Origin of the sequence: Streptomyces griseocarneus (assembly GCF_014655595.1) — a bacterium.
Lineage (GTDB): Bacteria > Actinomycetota > Actinomycetes > Streptomycetales > Streptomycetaceae > Streptomyces > Streptomyces griseocarneus.
The window spans coordinates 167263-182854 of sequence record NZ_BNBL01000010.1; the positions used below are offsets into that span (position 1 = coordinate 167263).

The 15592-nt window shown below is 75.3% G+C and carries 12 protein-coding genes and 1 pseudogene; 8 read left to right on the forward strand and 5 right to left on the reverse strand.

The annotated features are described in order from the left end of the window. Positions 1 to 19 precede the first annotated feature (19 nt). The 4 genes from lanKC (at position 20) to IE295_RS24415 (ending at position 6552) form a co-directional block, all read left to right on the forward strand. Positions 20 to 2671 (forward strand): class III lanthionine synthetase LanKC, encoded by a 2652-nt coding sequence (lanKC, locus tag IE295_RS24400; RefSeq protein WP_190065889.1) that lies wholly within the window; start codon positions 20 to 22, stop codon positions 2669 to 2671. A 43-nt stretch (positions 2672 to 2714) separates the two neighbouring features. Further along, positions 2715 to 2837 (forward strand): SapB/AmfS family lanthipeptide, encoded by a 123-nt coding sequence (locus IE295_RS24405; RefSeq protein WP_190065890.1) that lies wholly within the window; start codon positions 2715 to 2717, stop codon positions 2835 to 2837. A 125-nt stretch (positions 2838 to 2962) separates the two neighbouring features. Continuing rightward, positions 2963 to 4684, forward strand: coding sequence for an ABC transporter ATP-binding protein (locus IE295_RS24410; protein WP_190065891.1), 1722 nt, complete (start codon positions 2963 to 2965; stop codon positions 4682 to 4684). A 38-nt stretch (positions 4685 to 4722) separates the two neighbouring features. Next, positions 4723 to 6552, forward strand: coding sequence for an ATP-binding cassette domain-containing protein (locus IE295_RS24415; protein WP_224322885.1), 1830 nt, complete (start codon positions 4723 to 4725; stop codon positions 6550 to 6552). Here IE295_RS24415 and IE295_RS34300 read toward each other — a convergent pair. Beyond that, positions 6478 to 6855, reverse strand: a pseudogene (locus IE295_RS34300) (LuxR C-terminal-related transcriptional regulator); the annotation flags it as partial. The gene IE295_RS24415 and the pseudogene IE295_RS34300 sit on opposite strands and share 75 nt — an antisense overlap. 377 nt (positions 6856 to 7232) lie before the next feature. Next, complete coding sequence (locus tag IE295_RS24425; protein WP_190065893.1) at positions 7233 to 7898, reverse strand: TetR family transcriptional regulator; 666 nt, start codon at positions 7896 to 7898, stop codon at positions 7233 to 7235. Positions 7899 to 8126: 228 nt separating this feature from the next. Between IE295_RS24425 and IE295_RS24430 the strand changes: the two genes are divergently transcribed. From IE295_RS24430 to IE295_RS24445, 4 genes are all read left to right on the forward strand, one after another. Further along, entirely contained in the window at positions 8127 to 9506 is a 1380-nt protein-coding gene (locus IE295_RS24430) for a glycosyltransferase family 4 protein (protein WP_372478777.1), read from the forward strand. 145 nt (positions 9507 to 9651) lie between these two features. Beyond that, complete coding sequence (locus tag IE295_RS24435) at positions 9652 to 10386, forward strand: class I SAM-dependent methyltransferase (RefSeq protein WP_190065894.1); 735 nt, start codon at positions 9652 to 9654, stop codon at positions 10384 to 10386. Then, positions 10383 to 11510 carry a prenyltransferase/squalene oxidase repeat-containing protein gene (locus tag IE295_RS24440; protein ID WP_190065895.1) on the forward strand — a complete coding sequence of 376 codons (1128 nt, stop codon included), beginning with the start codon at positions 10383 to 10385 and terminating at the stop codon, positions 11508 to 11510. The genes IE295_RS24435 and IE295_RS24440 overlap by 4 nt, the downstream gene beginning before the upstream one ends. Before the next feature lie 77 nt (positions 11511 to 11587). After that, positions 11588 to 12376 (forward strand): maleylpyruvate isomerase family mycothiol-dependent enzyme, encoded by a 789-nt coding sequence (locus IE295_RS24445; protein WP_190065896.1) that lies wholly within the window; start codon positions 11588 to 11590, stop codon positions 12374 to 12376. 33 nt (positions 12377 to 12409) lie between these two features. Here the strand turns inward: IE295_RS24445 and IE295_RS24450 are convergent, their stop codons facing one another. The 3 genes from IE295_RS24450 to IE295_RS24460 form a co-directional block, all read right to left on the reverse strand. Beyond that, positions 12410 to 13420 carry an LLM class F420-dependent oxidoreductase gene (locus IE295_RS24450; protein ID WP_190065897.1) on the reverse strand — a complete coding sequence of 337 codons (1011 nt, stop codon included), beginning with the start codon at positions 13418 to 13420 and terminating at the stop codon, positions 12410 to 12412. 141 nt (positions 13421 to 13561) lie between these two features. Further along, positions 13562 to 14440 (reverse strand): DUF5336 domain-containing protein, encoded by an 879-nt coding sequence (locus tag IE295_RS24455; protein WP_190065898.1) that lies wholly within the window; start codon positions 14438 to 14440, stop codon positions 13562 to 13564. A gap of 171 nt (positions 14441 to 14611) precedes the next feature. After that, entirely contained in the window at positions 14612 to 15562 is a 951-nt protein-coding gene (locus IE295_RS24460; RefSeq protein WP_190065899.1) for an N-acetylmuramoyl-L-alanine amidase, read from the reverse strand. Positions 15563 to 15592 lie beyond the last annotated feature (30 nt).

Consider the following 15592-nt stretch of genomic DNA (forward strand, 5'->3'; position numbering starts at 1 on the left):
GCAGCACGAGGGGGAGTCGATGGAGAAGCGGTACGAGGTGTACTGCCTGGCCGACACGCACTTCTACGAGATCCCGGACCGGCTGTCCGCCCCGGCGGGCGGCCGGAGGCGGCCCGGGCCCTTCGAGACCGCGCAGCGCCCCGTGCCCGAGGGCTGGAAGAGCGCCCGCAGCGGCGACTGGCTCAACCTCACGCCCGTGGACGCCGACGGCACCCCGCGACCCGGACGGCCCGCCCAGGGCTGGAAGATCCACGTGTCCGCCACCGCCGGGAGCGCCGAGAAGACCGCGGCCGCCGTCTGGGACTACTGCGTCCCCCGGGGCATCCCGTTCAAGTTCGTCCCCGCCCCGCACCTGCTGCACCTGCGCAACAGCAAGTACGCGGCCCGCGACGGCGGCGGCAAGTTCGTCACCGTCTACCCGGCCGACGAGGACCAGCTGCACACCGTCCTCACCGAGCTCCACGAGATCGTGGGCGGCGCCCCCGGCCCGTACGTCCTCACCGACCTGCGCTGGCACGAGGGCCCGCTCTACGTGCGCTACGGAGCCTTCGCCCCCCGCTGGTGCACCGACGCCGACGGCCGTCTCGTCCCCGCCCTCGAGGACGCGAGCGGCACGCTCGTACCCGACCGGCGCGACCCGGCCTTCCGGGTGCCCGAGTGGGTCACCCTGCCCGCCTTCCTCGAGCCCCACCTGGCCGCCCGCAACGCCACCACCGTCGGCGAGCTGCCCTACCGCATCGAGAAGGCCCTGCACTTCTCCAACGGCGGCGGGGTCTACCGCGGCACCGACACCCGCGACGGCGCCGCCGTCGTCCTCAAGGAGGGCCGCCCGCACGCGGGGCTCGCCGCCGACGGCGCCGACGCCATCGCCCGCCTGGAGCGCGAACGGGACGCGCTGGAGAAGCTCGCCGGGCTCGGCGTCGCCCCCGGCCTGCGCGACTGGTTCGCCGTCGGCGACCACCGCTTCCTCGTCATGGACTTCGTCGAGGGCCGCCCGCTCAACTCCTTCTTCGCCGAGCGCCATCCGCTGCTCGCCACCGACCCCGACCCCGGCGCGCTGGCCGCCTACACCGCGTGGGCACTGCGCATCCACCGGGCCGTCGAGGAGGCGGTCGAGGCGGTGCACGCCAGGGGAGTGGTCTTCAACGACCTGCACATGTTCAACATCCTCGTGGCGCCGGACGAGGAGTCCGTGACGCTCATCGACTTCGAGGCCGCCGCGCCCGTCGCCGAGAACGGCCGGCAGATCGTCGCCCACCCCGGCTTCGTCGCCCCGCCGGACCGCACCGGCACCGACGTCGACCGCTACGCCCTCGCCTGCCTGCGCCTCGCGCTGTTCCTGCCCGTCACCACGCTCTTCGGCATCGACCGCGCCAAGGCCGCACACCTGGCCGGCATCATCGCCGAACAGTTCCCCGTGCCCCGGGAGTTCCTCGACGAGGCCGTCGCCGAGATCACCCGGGACGCCGGTCCGGCCGCGGGCCGGGACGCCGCCCCGGCCACGACGACGCGGACCCCGGCCACCGGCCTCGCCGCCCTGCCCGACCCCGGTGACTGGCCGGCCGCCCGCGACTCCATGGTCCGCGCCCTCCTCGCCTCCGCCACGCCCGACCGCGACGACCGGCTCTTCCCCGGCGACATCGCGCAGTTCACCGCCGGCGGCGGACTGGGACTCGCGCACGGCGCCGCCGGAGTGCTGCACGCCCTCGCCGAGACCGGCGCCGAACGCTACGAACAGGGCGAACGGTGGCTGCTCGACCACACCGACCCCGTACCGCCCGGCACCCCCCTCGGCCTCTACGACGGCCTCGCCGGCATCGCCCACACCCTGCACCGCCTCGGCCACACCCAGCGCGCCCTCGACCTCACCGGCTCGCTCCTCGCCGAGAACTGGCAGCGCCTGGGCCCCGGACTGCACGACGGCCTCGCCGGCGTGGGCCTCGTCCTCGACGACCTCGCCGAGGCCACCGGCGAGAGCGCCCTGCGCGAGGCCTCCCACGAGGCCGCGCGGCTCCTCGCCGACCGGCTGCAGGCCGGCGGGCGCCGGCGCGCCGGGCTCATGCACGGCACCACCGGCCCCGCGCTGCTCTTCCTCAGGCTCCACGAACGCACCGGCGCACCCGGCCTCCTGGACCTCGCCGGCGCGGCCCTGCGGGACGACCTCTCCCGGTGCGTCCGCACCCCCATCGGCTCCCTCGACGTCGACGAGGGCTGGCGCACCATGCCCTACCTCGGCGACGGCAGCGTCGGCATCGGCGCGGTGCTCGACGACTACCTCGCCCACCGCCCCGACGGCGGCGACGACGACCTCACCGAGGCCCGCGACCGCATCCTCACCGCCGCCCGGTCCCGCTTCTACGCCCAGCCCGGCCTCCTCCAGGGCCGCGCCGGAATGATCTGGCACCTCGCCCGCACCACGGCACCCGGCGTCACCCGCGAGGACATCGCCCGGCAGGTCTCCGCCCTGTCCTGGTACGCGATGCCCTACCGCGGCGAACTGGCCTTCCCCGGCCACCAGATGATGCGGCTGTCGATGGACCTCGCCACCGGAACGGCCGGCGTCCTGCTCGCGCTCGGCGCCGCCCTCGACGGCGACCGGCCGGCCCGGCTGCCCTTCCTGCCGCCCCTACGGGCGCCCCAGAGCCGGCTCCACCACGTCGTGGAGTCGTAACCGCACCACAGAAATCCCATCCGTCCCCACGAAAGGAAGAACCATGGCGCTTCTCGACCTGCAGAGCCTGGAGTCCGACGAGCTGTCCCACGGCGGCGGCGGTGGCGGCAGCAACGCCAGCCTGCTGCTGTGCTGGAGCACGGCCAGTGTCGCGCTCTGCCTGTGACGGACTGACCGTCGCTCGCGGGTGACCGCTCCCGGTGGGCCCTTCGTCGGCGGAGGGCCCACCGGCACGCCCGGCCCGCACCGGGAGCGGCCGGCCCGTACCGAGACGAGGAAGGGGTGTGCCGCATGGCCGCCACGGTCCCGCGCCACGCGGCGCCGAGCGCGCGCGACGGCGACCCGATCCTGCGCGCCGCCCTCCGCCACAGCGCCGGCCGCACCCTCGCGCTCGCCGCCGTCACCACCGCGAGCACCGGCGCGGCCCTCCTCCTGCCCGCCGTGCTCGGGCACACCCTCGACCTGCTGCTCGCCCGGCGCGCCGGCGACACCGGCCGCTGGCTGCTGCTGAGCACCGCGCTGATCTGCGTCCCCGCCGTCCTGGACGCGCTCGACGAACTCCTCACCGCCACCACCACGGCCCGCACCACGGCATGGCTGCGCCGCCGCGCCCTCGGCGACATCCTCGCGGCGGGCCCCCGCGCCACCGCCCGGATCCGCGCCGGCGACCTCGTCACCCGGCTCGTCGGCAACACCGCCCACGCCGCGACCGCCCCCGCCACCCTCGCCGGCACCGCGGCCGCCGTCGCCGGCCCCCTCGGCGGCATCGTCGCCCTGGGCGTCATCGACCCCTGGCTCGCCGTGGCCTTCCTCGCCGGGGCGCCCCTGCTCGCCCTGCTGCTGCGGGCGTTCGCCCGCGCCTCCACCGACACGCTCACCGCCTACCAGCGGATCCAGGGCGACATCGCCGGCCGCCTGCTCGAGGCGCTGCGCGGCGCCCGCACCATCGCCGCCGCCGGCACCGCCGGCCGCGAGCGCGAGCGCGTCCTGCGGCCGCTGCCCGGCCTCTCCGAACACGGCCACCGCATGTGGCGCGTCCAGGGCCGCTCCACCGCCCAGGCCGCCACGCTGGTGCCGCTGCTGCAGATCGCCGTCCTCGCCGTCGCCGGGCTCCAGCTCTCCCGGGACCGGCTGAGCGTCGGCGACCTGCTGGCCGCCTCCCGCTACGCCGCGCTCGCCACCGGCGTCGGCATGCTCGTCGGCCACCTCAACGCGCTGGTCCACAGCCGCACCGCCGCCCGGCGCCTGGCCGGGGTCCGGGCCCTGCCCCCCGTCCCGTACGGCACGCGCCGCCTTCCCGCCGACGGCGCCGGCACGCTCCGGCTGCGCGGCGTGCGCGCCGAGCGCGGCGGGCGGGCCGTGCTGCGCGGCATCGACCTCGACCTGCCGGGCGGCACCACGCTGGCCGTCGTCGGCCGCTCGGGCAGCGGAAAGTCCGTGCTCGCCGAGCTCGCCGGGCGCCTCGCCGACCCCGACGCCGGCGAGATCACCCTCGACGGCGTCCCCTTGCGCGACCTCACGCACAAGGAACTGCGCCGGGCCGTCGCCTACGCCTTCGCCCGGCCCGCGCTGCTCGGCGGCACGGTCGGCGGCACGATCGCCTTCGGCTCCTTCACGCCCCCGCCCGCCGCCGTCACCGCGGCGGCGCGGGCCGCCCGCGCGGACGACTTCGTACGGAAGCTGCCCGCCGGCTACGACACGGCCTGCGCCGACGCGCCGCTCTCCGGCGGCGAGGCCCAACGCCTCGGCCTGGCCCGCGCCTTCGCCCACGCCGGCCGGCTCCTGATCCTCGACGACGCGACGTCCAGCCTCGACTCCGTGACGGAACGCCAGGTCACCGACGCCCTCCACCGCCACGTCGCCGCCCCCACCCGCCTGATCATCGCCCACCGCCCCTCCACCGCCGCCCGCGCGGACCGCGTGGCCTGGCTGGACGGGGGCCGCCTGGCGGGGCTGGGAACACACGCACACCTGTGGCGCGAGCCGGGCTACCGGGCGGTGTTCGGGGAGTGAGCGCACGGCCGGGCCCCCACCGGAAGGAACCCCCGCCGATGATCCTCCGGCACGGCACCGCCTTCCTGCGCCAGCCCCCGCACCGCCGCGCCCTCGCCGGCCTCGCCGCCTGGTCCGTCGTCGAGGCGGCGCAGACGTTCACCACGGGCTACGCCCTCGCCCGCGCCCTGGACGACGGCTTCCTCGCCGGCCGCCCCGCCGCCGGCCTCGCGTGGCTCGCGGCCGCGGCCGTGGCGGTCGCCGCCGGGGCGTACGGCACCGGCCGTACGTACCGCCAAGTCGCCGGCCTCGCCGAGCCCCTGCGCGACGCGCTCGTCCGGCGCGTGGTCGCCCGCGCCCTGCACGACGCGGACGGCGCGGCCGTGTCCCGCCTCACGCACCAGGTGGAGATCGCCCGCGACACCTTCGCGGGCCTGCTCATGGTGGCGCGTTCCTTCGTCTTCACCGCCGCCGGCGCCCTGGCCGGGCTCTTCCTGCTCGCGCCCGTGCTGCTGGCGGTCGTCGTGCCGCCGCTCGTCCTCGGCCTCGCGCTGTTCGTGCTGACGCTGCGGCCGCTGGCCCGCCGGCAGGAGGCGTACCTGGCGGCCGACGAGGCGCTGTCCCAGTCGTCGGACGCCGTCTGCGCGGGCCTGCGGGACGTGACGGCGGGCGGCGCCGAGCGCGTCGTGGAGGCGGGGACGGGCGCGCTCGTCGACGAGGGGCTGCGCACCGCGAACGCCCTGGCCCGCTGGTCCGTCACGCGCGTGGTCGCCCTGGCCGTCGCCGGCCGCCTCCCGGTCGTGCCGCTGCTGCTGGCCACGCCGTGGCTGCTGGACCACGGCGTCACGCCGGGCGCGCTCGTGGGCGCCCTCGCCTATCTGACGCAGTCGCTGCTGCCCGCCCTGCAGAGCCTGGTCCACGGGCTGGGCACGAGCGGGTCGCGGCTGGTGGTGGTCCTGCGCCGCCTGACGGCCCCGGCCTCCGCACCGGACGCGGTCCCGCCCGCCTCCTGCCCGGTGCCGCCCGGCGGCCCGGCCGTCGAGCTGCGGGGCGTCACCTTCGGGTACGGGCGGCACGCCGAGCCCGTCCTGCGCGGCCTCGACCTGACGCTGCCCGTGGGCGGCCGGCTGGCGGTCGTGGGACCGAGCGGCGTGGGCAAGTCGACGCTGGCCGCCCTGGTCGCGGGCCTGCTGGGGCCGTGGGAGGGCGAGGTGCGGGTGGGCGGCGCGCCCGCCCGGGCCCCGGGGGCGGCGGCGCGGCGGGTGCTCATCCCGCAGGAGGCGTACGTCTTCTCGGGCACCCTCGGCGAGAACCTGCGGTACCTGCGGGACGATCCGGTCGGCGACCGCGAGGTCCTGGCGGCGGCCGACGCCGTCGGCGCGGCCGCCCTCGTGCGGCGGCTGGGGGGCCTGGCCGCCCCCCTCGTCCCGGACGAACTCTCGGCGGGGGAGCGGCAACTGGTCGCGCTGGCGCGCGCGTACCTCTCGCCGGCGCCCGTGGTGATTCTCGACGAGGCGGCCTGCCACCTCGATCCGGCGGCCGAGGCGCGCGCGGAGCGCGCGTTCGCGGCGCGCCCCGGCGGCAGCCTGGTGGTCGTCGCCCACCGCGCGGGGTCCGCCCTGCGCGCGGATCGCGTGCTGGTGATGGACGGCCCCGGCACGGCGGCGGGTACGCACGCGGAGCTGCTGGCGCGCTCGGCGCTGTACCGGGACCTGATGGGCGCCGGCGGCTCAGACCCAGCCGGCGCACTGGGAGATGCGGATGGCGTCGACGCGGTTGCGGGCCCCGGTCTTGCGGGTGATGGCGGCCATGTAGTTGCGCACGGTGCCGTTCGACAGGTGCAGGCTGCGCGCGATCTCGCCGACGGAGGCGCCGCCGGCGGCCAGTGACAGCACGCTCAGCTCGCGGCGGGTCAGCGGGATCTCGGCCGCCTCGAGGAAGCCGAAGCCGAGCGTCTCGTCGATGTAGCGCTCGCCCTTCGCCACCCGCCGTATGCCCTCGACCAAGCGGTCGGGAGAAGCGTTTTTGCTCAGATACCCCAAGGCCCCCATCTCATAGGCCCGGCGCAGGGGCCCCGGGCGTCCGGCGGTCGCCAGGGCCAGCATCGCCCCCCAGGAATCCCCGCCGGTACATCGCTCGCCCCCCGCCCCCCTGACCTCGCCCCACCCCTCGCCCGCGTCGGGACTGTCCATGTCGGCCACGCACACGTCCGGCCGCAGGGCCCGCGAGGCGGCGACGGCGCCCTGCCACGACGCCGAGGACACTTCGAGGTCCGGCTCTCTGCCGACCCATGCCGCGAGGGCCGTGCGCAGAAGACAGGTGTCGTGTATCAGAAGGACGCGTGTCACGTTGCCTCTCCCGCTCCGTGTGCGAACCGCTAGGGCACGTCGGTAAATTCATACCGGCGGATCCGCCGCCGCGGGTGCTGTTACCCGCTACGCGGGGGGCGTAAGGGCGTGGGGAGAAGACCGTGTCCGCCCCGGCCGGGCGCCACGAGCGGGGCGGGGCCGCCACGAGCGGGTACGGGCGGGCACGAGCGGCGCGCGAGCGCCGCATGCCCCGCCGGTGCCTAGGGGGTGTCCGCGCCGGCCGGCGGCCCGGCCGCCGGGCCGATGAGCCCGCACACCGTCTCGATGTCGATCTTCACCTGGGCGATGGACGCCCGCCCCGACAGCCAGGTGATCAGCGCCGAGTGCCAGGTGTGCTCGATGACCCGCACCGCGGACAGCTGCTCCGGCCCGGCAGGCCCGGGCAGGCCCATCGCGTCGAGGATGATGGCCGTGGTCAGGCGCGAGACCATGTCGACCTCGGCGCTCACCGAGCGGTCGGCGAAGGTCAGGGCCCGCACCATCGCGTCGGCCAGGTGCGGCTCGCGCTGCATCGCGCGGAACGCCCGCATCAGGGTCTGGGCGACGCGCGCGGCCGGGTCGGGGTCGGTGGGCGGGCGCTTGCACAGGGTCGCGTGGAGCTGTCCCAGCTGGTCCTGCATGGTGGCCACCAGCAGATGGACCTTCGAGGGGAAGTAGCGGTAGAGCGTGCCGAGCGCGACGCCGGAGGACTCGGCCACCTCGCGCATCTGCACCGCGTCGAAGCCGCCGCGGCTGGCCAGCCGGGTCGTCGCCTGCAGGATCCGGCGACGCCGGGCCTCTTGACGTTCCGTCAGGGGCGAGCCGGACGCGGGGGTGGACGCCATCGACGCGACAGACGTCATGGCCGACTTGGATTCCGTCGTCATATGTCCCGTTCCATGGCGTTTCGTGAGACTCCATCGGGCGCCGCCCGCGCGGCTCCGGACGGCACAGCATGGCAGGGGTCGGGCCGTGGCGCGAATCACCTGGCAGGGCTCTTTCCCCTCCCTGACATCCCGGTAGATTCAAGCTTCCGACGACCCAGTCTGAAACTTGTTCTAGATTAGCGCGACCCGTTACGCTCCGGCGGAACAGCCAGCGAGAAGGAGGCCGGAGTGACCGCTGAGGCCACGGAGGCATCGCTCACGCGAGACGACAGCCTCCTGGACGAGGGCGGCAGCGGCGACGGCGACCGTCCGCTGCGCATCGCGTTGCTCACGTACAAGGGCAACCCCTTCTGCGGCGGTCAGGGCGTCTACGTACGCCACCTCTCGCGCGAACTCGCACGGCTCGGCCACAGCGTCGAGGTCATCGGCGCCCAGCCCTACCCGGTGCTGGACGACGAGGCCGACTCCGCCCCCGGCTCCCTGCGCCTGACCGAGCTGCCCAGCCTCGACCTCTACCGCCAGCCCGACCCCTTCCGCACGCCCCGGCGCGAGGAGTTCCGCGACTGGATCGACGCGCTGGAGGTCGGCACGATGTGGGCCGGCCGCTTCCCCGAGCCACTGACCTTCAGCCTGCGCGCCCGGCGCCATCTGGCCGCGCGCCGGGGGCAGTTCGACGTCATCCACGACAACCAGACCCTCGGCTACGGCCTCCTCGGCGGCCCCGGCGTCCTCGGCGCCCCGCTGGTCACCACCATCCACCACCCCATCACCGTCGACCGGCAGCTGGAGCTCGACGCCGCCGCGGACTGGAAGCGCCGCGCCGCCGTGCGCCGCTGGTACGCGTTCACCACGATGCAGAAACGTGTCGCCCGGCGGCTGCCGTCCGTGCTGACCGTCTCCGGCTCCTCCCGCCAGGAGATCGCCGAACACCTCGGGGTGCGGAACGACCGCATCCACGTCGTCCACATCGGCGCCGACACCGGCCTCTTCTCGCCGGATGCCGCCGTCCCGGAGAAGCCGGGCCGCATCGTCACCACCTCCAGCGCCGACGTGCCCCTCAAGGGCCTGGTGCACCTCATCGAGGCGCTGGCCAAGGTCCGCGTCGAGAACCCCGGCGCCCACCTGGTCGTCGTCGGCAAGCGCGCCGAGGACGGCCCGGTCGCCTCGGCGATCCGGCGCCACGGCCTCGAGGGCGCCGTCGAGTTCGTCAAGGGCATCAGCGACGCCGAGCTCGTCGACCTCGTCCGCTCGGCCCAGGTCGCCTGCGTGCCCTCCCTGTACGAGGGCTTCTCCCTGCCGGCCGCCGAGGCCATGGCCACGGGCACCCCGCTGGTGGCCACCACGGGCGGCGCCATCCCCGAGGTCGCCGGCCCCGACGGCGAGACCTGCCTGGCCGTGCCCCCGGGCGACTCCGACGCGCTGGCCGCCGCCCTGGGCCGGCTGCTCGGCGACGGCGACCTGCGGCGCCGGCTCGGCGCCGCGGGACGCGAGCGCGTCCTGGCCCGCTTCACCTGGCGCCAGGCCGCGATCGGCACGGCCGAGCACTACCGGCGGGCCATCGCCCGGCAGCGGGCCGCGGCCCGGCGGCCGGCGAGCAGGCGCGCGTAATGGCCCGCGCCACAGGCCCGTACCGGCGCACCACCGGCCCGTACCGGCCCGCCGACGACTTCCGCTCCGGGCGCCAGCCCGGACCCGGCCGCCCGCCGGCAGCGGGCGCCCACCGACCCACCCCGCCGGACGAAAGCAAACACCCGTGCTGACCGTCGATTTCTCCCGCTTCCCGCTCGCCGCAGGCGACCGCGTCCTCGATCTGGGGTGCGGCGCGGGGCGGCACGCCTTCGAGTGCTACCGGCGCGGCGCCCGGGTCGTCGCCCTCGACCGCAACGCCGAGGAGATCCGCGAGGTCGCCAAGTGGTTCGCCGCCATGAAGGAGGCCGGCGAGGCCCCCGAGGGCGCCACCGCCACGGCCATGGAGGGCGACGCCCTCGCCCTGCCGTTCCCCGACGACAGCTTCGACGTCGTCATCATCTCCGAGGTCATGGAGCACATCCCGGACGACAAGGGCGTGCTCGCCGAGATGGTGCGCGTCCTCAGGCCCGGCGGCCGCATAGCGATCACCGTCCCGCGCTACGGCCCGGAGAAGGTCTGCTGGGCGCTCAGCGACGCGTACCACGAGGTCGAGGGCGGCCACATCCGCATCTACAAGGCCGACGAGCTGCTGCGCAAGATGGAGGAGGCCGGCCTCAAGCCCTACGGCACCCACCACGCCCACGGCCTGCACAGCCCGTACTGGTGGCTCAAGTGCGCGTTCGGCGTCGACAACGACAAGGCGCTGCCCGTGCGCGCGTACCACAAGCTGCTGGTCTGGGACATCATGAAGAAGCCCGCCGCCACCCGCGTCGCCGAGCAGATCCTCAACCCCGTCATCGGCAAGAGCTTCGTGGCCTACGCCACCAAGCCCCAGCTGTCCGCGGGCGCGGCCGAGTGACCGCCTTCAGCCGGGGCCCCGGCCGCACCGAACGCCTCGTCCTGCCCGGCGTCCTCACCGCCGAGCAGGCCGCCCGCACCGTGGCCGGCATCGCCGCCGTCCAGCGCCCCGACGGCGCCATCCCGTGGTTCCGGGGCCACCACCTCGACCCCTGGGACCACGTCGAGGCCGCCATGGCCCTCGACGCCGCCGGCGAGCACGCCCGCGCCGAGGCCGCCTACCGCTGGCTCGCCGACCACCAGAACCCGGACGGCTCGTGGTACGCCGCGTACGCCGACGGCGACGCCGACGCGCCCACCGACCTCTCCCGCGAGACCAACTTCGTCGCCTACGTCGCCGTCGGCGTCTGGCACCACTACCTCTCCACCGGCGACGACGCCTTCCTCGACCGCATGTGGCCGACCGTCTACGCCGCCGTCGAGTTCGTCCTGGCCCTCCAGCAGCCCGGCGGCCAGATCGGCTGGAAGCGGGAGTCGCCCGAGGACGGCGGCCGCGACGTCGCCGACGCCCTGCTGACCGGCTCCTCCTCCATCCACCAGGCCCTGCGCTGCGCCCTGGCCATCGCCGAGCACCGCGAGGAGCCCCAGCCGGACTGGGAGCTGGCGGTGGGCCTGCTGGGCCACGCGATACGCCACCACCCCGAGCGGTTCCTGGACAAGAGCCGCTACTCCATGGACTGGTACTACCCCGTCCTCGGCGGCGCCCTGACCGGCCCGGCGGCCAAGGAGCGCATCGAGCAGCACTGGGACGACTTCGTCGTCCCCGGCCTCGGCGTCCGCTGCGTGCTGCCCAACCCCTGGGTGACGGGCGGCGAGAGCTGCGAACTGGCCCTCGCGCTGTGGGTGATGGGCGAGTCCGACCGGGCCGTGGAGATCCTCCAGTGGATCCAGCACCTGCGTGCCGAGAACGGCATGTACTGGACGGGCTACGTCTTCGAGGACGAGGCCGTCTGGCCGGAGGAGCTCACCACCTGGACGGCCGGCTCCCTGCTGCTGGCCGTGGCGGCGCTCGGCGGCGACGAGGCGACCACCGCCGTCTTCGGCGGCGAGCGGCTGCCGGCCGGCCTGGAGCCGGAGTGCGCGTGCGGGGGATCGGGCCAGGGGCCCTCGGCCTGCCGCCGGTGACGCGCCCACGGGGGGCGGCCCGGCGGTGGGGCGTAAATCACCCGCCACCCCGCTCCCCGTAAATCTAAGGTGACGTCATGAGCCTTTTGAGCCACGACCGTTACTGCCAAGAGATCATCACTCAGAACGACCTGGTGCGGGCGGCGCTGCGCGGCGCGGACCTCTCCGCGACCGTTCCGACCTGCCCCGACTGGACGATCGCCCAGCTCGCGGTGCACCTCTCCGGCGCCCACCGCGGCGTCGCGGAGAGGGTGCGCAACCGCGACACCGAATTCATCGTGCCGAAGGGCGTGCCCGGCGTCGAGGGCGCCGAGTCCTTCGACGCCGCCGGGCTCGACGCCTGGCTCGCCGAGGGCGCGCAGATGGTGGCGGAGGCCCTGGCCGAGGCCGGGCCGGACGTCGACGTGTGGACCTTCGGGCGCGAGCAGAAGACCTCCTTCTGGGCGCGCCGGATGACGCACGAGACGGTGATGCACCGGGCCGACGCCTTCGCGGCCGTCGGCGCCGACTACACGGTCGACGCGGACGTCGCCGCCGACTGCCTCGACGAGTGGCTCGAGATCATCACCGCCCCGCAGGTCCTCGCGTTCAAGCCGGCGCTGGCCGAGCTGGCGGGCCCCGGCCGCACGCTGCACCTGCACGCCACGGACACGGACCCCGCCGTGAACGCGGAGTGGCTCATCGACTCCACCACCTCCCCCCTCACCTGGCGCCGGGCGCACGAGAAGGCCGCCGTCGCCGTGCGCGGCCCGATGAGCGACATCCTGCGGGTCCTCTACCGCCGCCTGCCGGCCGACAGCCCCGGCGTCGAGATCGTCGGCGACCGCTCGGTCCTCGACGTGTGGCTGGAGAAGGCCGCCTTCTGACGCCCGTGGCCGCGGCCGCTTCCGGCGCGTTCCCTACGCGTTGAGCTCGGCCAGCACGCGCAGGGTGGCGGGGTCCGGCGCCGTGACGAGGAGATCGGTGACCGGGCCCGCGCGCCACAGCTCCAGGCGCTCGGCGAGGCGTTCGCGCGGGCCGACGAGGGAGATCTCGTCGGCGAAGGCGTCCGGCACGGCCTCGACGGCCTCGCTCCGGCGCCCGGCCAGGAAGAGCTCCTGGACCCGGCGGGCCTCGCTCTCGTACCCCATGCGTCCCATCAGGTCGGCGTGGAAGTTGCGGGCGGCGTGGCCCATGCCGCCGATGTAGAGGGCGAGCATCGTCTTCACCGGCAGCAGGCCCTCGGCCGGGTCCGCGCACAGGTGCGCCTGGACCATGGGGGCCACCATGAAGCCCTCGGGCGTGCCCGCCAGCGCCTTCGCGTACAGCTCCGTACGCGTCGGCGACCAGTACAGCGGCAGCCAGCCGTCCGCGATGCGCGCGGTCTGGGCGACGTTGCGGGGGCCCTCGGCGCCGAGCAGGAGGGGCAGGCCGGGGCGCAGGGGGTGGGTGATGGACCGCAGCGGCTTGCCCAGCCCGCTCGCGCCGGGACCGGCGTAGGGCAGCGGGTGGAAGCGGCCGTCGAGGGTCACGGGCGCCTCGCGCCGCAGCACCTGACGGACGATGTCCACGTACTCCCGGGTCGCCGTCAGCGGGCTCTGCGGGAACGGGCGTCCGTACCAGCCCTCCACGACCTGCGGGCCCGACAGGCCGAGCCCGAGCATCATCCGGCCGCCGGATAGGTGGTCGAGGGTGAGCGCGTGCATGGCCGTGGCGGTGGGGGAGCGGGCCGCCATCTGGGCCACCGCCGTGCCGAGCGCGATGCGGCCGGTGTGGGCGGCGATCCAGGTCAGCGGGGTGAAGGCGTCGGAGCCCCAGGACTCGGAGGTCCACACGGAGTGGTAGCCGAGCCGTTCGGCCTCCTGCGCGAGGGCCAGGTGGCGGGCGTCGGGCCGGCGGCCCCAGTAGCCGAGGGCGAGACCGAGCCGCATGGCGGACCTCCGTCCGTAGCTGACTTACAGTCAGATGACGGGACCGTAGGCCCGCCCCGCCCGCCCCGGCAAGGGGGCGGGAACGACGGCGGCCCGCCGGGATGAACCCGGCGGGCCGCCGTACGGGAAGCGGGGCGTCGCTCAGCCGCGCTGAATGCCCGTGGTGTCCTGCAGGACGCCGCGACGGCCGTCCTGCGTCTGCGCGACGAGCGCCGGACCGCGCTGGTCCACCGCCAGGTACCACGTGCCGGGCGCGAGCTCGGCGATCGGGGAGGCAGAGCCGTCCTCCGCGTAGAGGGGACGGTTCACCGGCACCGCGAACCAGAACGGAGTGAAGTCGCCACCGGCCGCCGCGGGCTGGCCCGCGGCCTCCGGCTGCGGGGCGGGAGCGGCGGCGCCGCCGTCCGCCTGCGGCTGGACCTGCGTCGGGCCGGGCTGGCCCGGCTGGGCGCCGTACGGCTGGGGAGCCTGCGCGCCGTACGGGGACGGGGCGCCGGGCTGCTGCATGCCGGGCTGGCCGGGGTAGCCGTAGCCCTGCTGCGGGGCGCCGTACGGGGACGGGGCCTGCGGGGCGGCCATCAGCGGGGCCTTGAGCGCCGGGGTGCGCGGGGTGAGCACGGCCACCGCGGCCAGCACCAGGTTGGCGATCAGCGCCAGGATCTGGCCGACGCCCGGCGAGACGGCGTCCACGTCCGGACCGCCGAAGATCGTCCACAGCGAGGACCACGCGGCCGACACGGCGAGGACGGTGCCCCACTGGTCGAGGCCGAGGCCCATGACCTTGCGACCCTCGGGCTGGAAGCGCGCGGCGACGATCAGCGCGGCGGCGACGATCCCGGCGAGGAAGATCGACGGCAGTACGGGGAAGAGTTCAGGCTTCCAGCCGGTCGGCTCCTTGGGGCAGCCGATCGAGTTCTGCCCGCAGTCGTACGAGCGGAAGCTGAGGAACGAGGCGATGAACAGCAACACCGCTGCTCCGATCACCCCGCCGTCGCCTCGAGTGAGGGAGCGGATGTTCACCTAAAATCCTTTGTCAGTGCTGTCAGTAATCGTCGCTGTCGCCGGACGCGAGATGCCGGGGCGCGCGGGCGCGGGGGTGGCGGCCACCCATCGTACGGTGAACCTATCGCCTGGGCGGCCTGGGCGTCCTCTTCGTATCACCCTCGTGACACGGCCGTGGCCTGCCGGTACTTACCCGCGCAGGAAGTCCGTAATGCCGTTCGCGATCCCTTGCGCCGCCTTTTCGCGCCATGTCTCGTCGGTGAGCTGCGCGGCGTCCTGCGCGTCACGCATATTGCCGCATTCGATGAAAACCTTGGGAATCGTCGAGAGGTTGAGCCCGCCCAGATCACCGCGCGTGTCGAGTCCGGTGCCCTCACCGATGTAATTGGAGGGCGCGCTTCCGGTTGACTCGAGGAACTTCCCCGCGACCCGCGCCCCCAACTCCTTCGACGGGCCGGTGATGGCGGAGGTGTCCGCCGCGCCACCGTGCACGGATGCGGGCAGGATCACATGGAACCCGCGCTGGCCGGGGCCGGCGCCGTCCGCGTGGATGGACACGGCGGCATCGCCGTGCGCCTTGTTGCCGATGTCCGCCCGCTCGGTCACGCACGGCCCGAACGGCCGGTCGCCGTCGTGCGTCAGCACGACCGTGGCGCCGCGCTCCCGCAGGATCGACCGGAGCCGGTGCGCGACGTCGAGGCTGAAGGCCGCCTCGGTGTAACCGGAGTTGGTCTCGGTGCCGGTGGTGTCGCACTCCTTGTGGCCGGTGCCGATGTCGACCTGACGGTTGATCTCGGCGGTGTGCTCGTTGTTGCGGGAGTTGTGGCCCGGGTCGACGACGACCACCTTGCCCTTGAGCGGGCCGTCGCCGGCGGGAGCGTCGGCCGCCCCGGCCGGGGGGACGGGCGAGGCGGACGCGGACGCCGCGGCGGACGGCGCCTGCGACGCCTCCTGCCCCTGGTCCGAACGCGGTTGCGGCGTACGGTCCGCGGCGCCGGCCGAGGACGCGCCGGCGGCCGGCGCGGGGCCGCCCTTGCCGCCCGCGCCCTGCGCCCTGTCCTGCGCGCCGCCGTCCGAGCAGCCCGCCAGGCAGGCGGCCAGGAACAGCGCCGCCGCCCCGGCGGCGAGACGCCGGGTCATGTGGGTACTGCTGCCGTGGGACACGCGGGC

Excerpts from the sequence above, each read along its gene's own strand:
- lanKC (WP_190065889.1), top strand. The coding sequence starts at position 20 with ATGGAGAAGCGGTACGAGGTGTACTGCCTGGCCGACACGCACTTCTAC.
- IE295_RS24405 (WP_190065890.1), top strand. The coding sequence starts at position 2,715 with ATGGCGCTTCTCGACCTGCAGAGCCTGGAGTCCGACGAGCTGTCCCAC.
- IE295_RS24410 (WP_190065891.1), top strand. The coding sequence starts at position 2,963 with ATGGCCGCCACGGTCCCGCGCCACGCGGCGCCGAGCGCGCGCGACGGC.
- IE295_RS24415 (WP_224322885.1), top strand. The coding sequence starts at position 4,723 with ATGATCCTCCGGCACGGCACCGCCTTCCTGCGCCAGCCCCCGCACCGC.
- IE295_RS24425 (WP_190065893.1), bottom strand. The coding sequence starts at position 7,898 with ATGACGACGGAATCCAAGTCGGCCATGACGTCTGTCGCGTCGATGGCG.
- IE295_RS24445 (WP_190065896.1), top strand. The coding sequence starts at position 11,588 with ATGAGCCTTTTGAGCCACGACCGTTACTGCCAAGAGATCATCACTCAG.
- IE295_RS24450 (WP_190065897.1), bottom strand. The coding sequence starts at position 13,420 with ATGCGGCTCGGTCTCGCCCTCGGCTACTGGGGCCGCCGGCCCGACGCC.
- IE295_RS24460 (WP_190065899.1), bottom strand. The coding sequence starts at position 15,562 with ATGACCCGGCGTCTCGCCGCCGGGGCGGCGGCGCTGTTCCTGGCCGCC.